Genomic DNA, 4651 nt, shown 5'->3' with positions numbered 1-4651 from the left:
TTTGTTCAAGCCAATATAAAAAATCCTGCCTTTGTTTGGCAGGATTTGAAAATTTATTGCACATGGTGAAATAAATTTAAAAGCGGTTTATCTCAAAAATCGCGCTGATTTATCGCGCGCGGCTTCATGCGGTTGCAAATGTGCTTGGCGTAGCGCCTTGATAACGTAAAGTGGGCAACCGAGCATTTCCAAATGTATGCTGCTAAAAAAGCAAACCAATTCATTTTGATGCCCAATATGAAAGACTTTGCTTCCTTGTTCAACTTGATTAAGTGGCAATAAAACACCTTCTTGCATGCTGCCTGCCGTCAAACGAATGCTTTGCTCTCCAAATTGCAGATGTGTCGTGCCTTCTAGGGCAAAAATCAACCGAATGTCTGGCTCAAAACAACCTGTATCAACGTATTCCGCAAAAGTATCTAAATGGGAGGTCTTAATTTTTATGCCTTTGGCTAAACGATAAATAGCAATTTCACCTTGTTGATTATCATTTTTTAAGTAAAAAGAATGGTGTTGCATCATAATTATTGTGTTTCTATCGGGATAATTTTGTGAAAAATTCGGGTGCAAAATAAGGAGGCATGGAATAATTATATAGTAATAGTTCTCAATAACAAATAGGATAAACGATGAAACCGACCCCTTTTCGCTGGGCTATTTTGCCAACATTATTGAGTGTCGCATTTGCTTCTGCTGAATCTGAAGTTAATGTTCAAGAATTAGAAACCATCAATGTGCAAGGTTCACGCAACGCTGCTCGGTATGCTTATACGGCGGATGCCGAAAAAACGCAAACGGCAACAAAAACCGCCACCCCAGTTCAAACCACATCTCAAAGCATAAGCGTGGTTACCCGTCGCCACTTAGATGAGCGCGAACCGCAAGATGTGGCAGAAACTTTGGCTTACACGGCAGGTGCATCTGGTGGCTATCGTGGAGAAAATGGTGTGATTGAAATGTCCGTACGCGGTATTGGCAATAAAAGTGATGGTGGCAGCCAACCCACTTACCTTAATGGTTTAAGCTATCCTGCATCTTTGGAAATCAATCCTTATGTGATTGACCAAATTGATGTGTTAAAAGGGCCCGCATCGGTTTTATATGGGCAAGCCAACCCTGGTGGTTTAGTCAATTTAAAGCTCAAAGAAGCCACAGGCAGCGATGAAAACGAAATTTTATTGAAAGCAGGAACGGGGAGCCGCTTAGAAGTAGGCGTAGATATTGACCGTGCCATTACCGAACAATTCGCTTATCGTTTGGTTGCCGTTACCAAACGCATGAATTGGCAAGAAGGCAAACACACACGACAAGAATCTTACACTTTAGCCCCGTCATTCCGTTGGACACCTAGCCCACAAACAGAGTTAGTCATCAACGTGTTATATGAAAAACAGCCCAAAGCAGGCAACCGCAATTTTTTGGTTAGCACAGGCACGCTAACGCCTGTTAATGGACAATATATCGGACGAAAATTTTTTGCAGGCGACCCCAATTTCCATGATTTTAACAATGAAAAAGTACAAATTGGCTATCGTTTTAGACATGATTTTGATAACAACATCAGCGTGCATCAAAATTTACGCTACGGAAAATACACCGATAATTGGAAAACTTTAGTTGTTTGGAATGCAGATGGCAACAGCAGTCGCCTGATTCGTAAAGCACGAGTCATCGATGCCAATTGGCAAGATTTCCAAGTAGATAATCGCATTCAATGGCAGCCAACATGGGGCAAGACACAACACAATTGGATTTTAGGCTTAGATTATGCCCGCCGCAAAAATGAGCGCATAGCGGATATGGCAGATGTTGCGCCTATTGATTGGCAACGTCCTGTTTATGGTGTTACTGTTCCGTCCAACCGCCCTATTACAACACATGCTCGTTCAAGCATGAAGCAAACAGGGCTGTACTTACAAGACCAAATGCAATGGGGACGTTGGCATTTCGTATTAGGCGGACGTTATGACCACGCGTCAGGTATGGAACACAATGTGTTAAGCCAAAAAGTCAATAAACAATCCGACCATAAATTCACTTGGCGCGCAGGTATCCTGTATGCTTCCAAACATGGCATCAACCCCTATTTGGGCTACAGCACATCTTTTTTACCCAACACAGGCAGCGACATTAACGGTGCCGCACTAAAACCCACCACCGCCAAACAATTTGAGCTAGGCATTAAATACCAACCCAATCCAGCCCTGCTGGCAACCGCTTCAATCTTTAATATTGAGCAAACCAATTTAGCAGAATACGACCGCAAACTCGGCGGCTATATTCAAGATGGAAAAATCCGCACACGCGGTCTGGAATTAGAGCTGCAAGGCGACATCACGCCACAATGGGGCATCAGCGGCAACTATACCCATTTAGACAAAGTGGTGCGCTAATCCACTGATGCCAACAAAATCGGCAAACGTTCTTGGGGCGTGCCACGCGACAGCTTTTCTCTTTGGACAGACTACCGATTTTCAGGCAGCCTACAAGGTTTAAGCGCAGGCTTAGGCGTCCGCTACATTGGTTCAACCGTTGATAGCAGCAACACGCTCCACGTTCCCGCCTATGCCCTTTGGGATATGAAACTTGCCTACAAGTTCCCCAAACTCAAAGGCGCCAGCATGCAATTAAATATCCAAAACATTGGCAATAAAGAATACGTTTCTTCATGTGCCAACACCTTCACTTGCTTCTACGGCAAAGGACGTGTGGTAACATTATCATCAGGTTATCGCTGGTAAATTTCAGGCAGCCTGAAAATAACATAAATTTTCAGGCTGCCTTTTTTTAGGAAAAGATATGTTTAAAATTTTCATAATGAGCCTACTGACACTAGCATCAACCACCATCTCTGCCCAAACCATTCAAGAATGTCTCCATGGACAAACCAGCAAAACCATTCCTTTACAGCCGCAACAAGGCAACTACATAACGGGCAACATTCAATTTTCACAGATGGATTACACCCGCGCAGGCATCAGCGCACAACTCTTTTCAGGCAGCCTGAAACGTACCCTATTTAGCAATAAAACCAATGAACAAAACCTTGTATTATGGCTGCCTGAACAACACAACACTTACGCGCTACACATTGACGCACCCGAACAACCCAATCTTTGCTATACCTTAACGCTCAATCATCAGCACGCGCAATTACAACCCCAGAACCACGAACCAAACACCACCCCCCAAAGCCTACGTTTACGCCAAATACTTCAATCCCACAACCGTCCCCAAGCAGTTAATCAATTTTGGCAAGACATACAACAACAAGGTGCGCCATTGATTGAACCGCTCAATCATCAACAAAGCCTAGTAACCTTCATCTATCGCGGTGCAAAACACAATGTGCGTCTCATCGGCGCACCCAGCAATGACCATGAATGGCTCGTTCCACTGCCCCAAACAGATATTTGGTACAAAAGTTTCGTGGTAGATAACCACATCCGACTTAGCTACCGTTTCGCCCCCGATGTTCCAACACCCATTCTTGCACCCGAAACACCCGATGCCGCCTATCAAAAAAGACGCGCTTTATTAGCGGTTTTACAAGCGGATACACTTAATCCCCATCGCTATGGTGAACAATCTTTATTAGATTTAAACAAACGCCCCAATCACCCCACGCCACCCAAAGGCAGCCTGAAACAATACGCCTTTCACAGCGTAATCTTAGGCAATCAGCGCAGAATATGGCTATACCAAAACCGCAGCACCAATCGTGCAAACCCCATATTTGTTTATTTATTTGACGGACAAAATTATTTAGATGAAACACAATTATTGGCTAATTTAGACAAGCTACCCGACAGCATGCCCCCGATTTATCTCGTATTGATTGACAACACCAACCGCGCACAAGAATTGCCCGTTAATTCATCATTAAACAACATGCTAGCCAAAGAACTCTTTGCGTTTATAGCGCAACAAACAGGGATACCACACCAGCCCCAACGCAGCGTATTAGCAGGTTCAAGCTATGGCGGATTAGCAACCGCCTACTTTGCGCATCAATATCCCGATTTAATCCATTATTTCGTGCCCATGTCAGGTTCATTCTGGTGGAAAAAACAGCCAACCGACCCCGATAATGGCTTAAAAACCCTGTTTATCCAGCAACCCACGCCACCTTTGCATTGGTACATCAGCGCAGGCAGCTACGAAACCACGCGCCATGCCCAAGCAATAGGCATTTTAGAAACCAGCCAAGAACTAGCCGAATTATTGAAGCAACAAGGGCATACCGTACAATTCCAAAAAATAGCAGGCAGTCATGATTATGCCATCTGGGAAAACGTATTACCGCACGCATTAAAAACTTTTTTTAATACCACCAAACATTGATCATCACACCACCATTTTCAGGCAGCCTGAACAAATGTAACATTGAGCTGATTATCTCGTACTGGGTCTGCTTTACTCAATCTGCCGATTTTAATTAACTGTTTTTCAGGGTGAAGCCTTTACAGAACCTCAAAAGTTGCGACAGCAATATTTTAGAAACTTTGAATTTTTTAAATTCAATAAGGGGCTGTATTAGATTAGCCTTAAATATCACACCAAATTCGCAAGATTTTAAGTTGCTCTTTTGGTGTACCAAAGTTAAAACGAAATTCGCATTCTTTCAAGAATAAAGGGAAAGATTTTCGGT

The 4651-nt window shown here is 43.5% G+C and carries 2 protein-coding genes and 2 pseudogenes; 2 read left to right on the top strand and 2 right to left on the bottom strand.

All coding sequences use genetic code 11. The annotated features are described in order from the left end of the window. Positions 1-87: 87 nt before the first annotated feature. On the bottom strand, positions 88-522 hold the full coding sequence (locus tag ACEPPX_RS11505; RefSeq protein ID WP_416624148.1) for a hypothetical protein: 435 nt from the start codon (positions 520-522) through the stop codon (positions 88-90). A gap of 107 nt (positions 523-629) precedes the next feature. On the opposite strand from ACEPPX_RS11505, the pseudogene ACEPPX_RS11500 reads away from it, so the two are divergent. Both ACEPPX_RS11500 and ACEPPX_RS11495 read left to right on the top strand, forming a co-directional pair. Continuing rightward, positions 630-2741 (top strand): annotated as a pseudogene (locus tag ACEPPX_RS11500) (TonB-dependent siderophore receptor). 58 nt (positions 2742-2799) lie between these two features. Continuing rightward, positions 2800-4344, top strand: a complete 1545-nt coding sequence (locus ACEPPX_RS11495; protein WP_416624147.1) for an alpha/beta hydrolase-fold protein — start codon at positions 2800-2802, stop codon at positions 4342-4344. Positions 4345-4547: 203 nt separating this feature from the next. On the opposite strand, the pseudogene ACEPPX_RS11490 reads toward ACEPPX_RS11495, so the two are convergent. Beyond that, a pseudogene (locus ACEPPX_RS11490) lies at positions 4548-4651 on the bottom strand (IS1595 family transposase); the annotation flags it as partial.

It is taken from the genome of Neisseria sp. S1 (assembly GCF_048060015.1).
GTDB lineage: Bacteria > Pseudomonadota > Gammaproteobacteria > Burkholderiales > Neisseriaceae > Neisseria > Neisseria arctica.
This window is presented reverse-complemented; position numbering and strand designations above follow the sequence as displayed.